This window comes from Chromohalobacter sp. HP20-39 (assembly GCF_033052815.1).
Lineage (GTDB): Bacteria > Pseudomonadota > Gammaproteobacteria > Pseudomonadales > Halomonadaceae > Chromohalobacter.
Genome location: NZ_JAWHTP010000450.1, coordinates 1 through 306 on the forward strand (window position 1 = coordinate 1; position 306 = coordinate 306).

The following is a 306-nucleotide window of genomic DNA, read 5'->3' on the forward strand; positions in this document are numbered from 1 at the left end:
GGGCTGGCGCTCGGCGGCTCGTGGGACGGTCTGCCCTCGCTGCTCGCGCTGAACGCCCCCGGGCACCGGCGCGGCTGGTACGCAATGCTCGGGCAACTGGGTGCGCCGCTGGGCTTCATCGTCGCGTCCAGCGTCTTCCTCTACGTGTTCAGCAGCCTCGACGCGAAGGACTTCCTGTCCTGGGGCTGGCGCTTCCCGTTCTACACGGCCTTTGCGATCAATGTCGTCGCGCTGTTCGCCCGGCTGCGGCTGGTCGTGACGCATGAGTACGAAAAGCGCATGGAGGAACATGAGCTCGACCCCGCC

The 306-nt window shown here is 67.6% G+C and carries 1 protein-coding gene; it reads left to right on the top strand.

Going from position 1 to position 306, the window contains the following annotated elements; all coding sequences use genetic code 11:
• The coding region (locus tag RVY79_RS18765) for an MFS transporter (RefSeq protein WP_317466066.1) at positions 1–306 on the top strand (306 nt) is incomplete at both ends.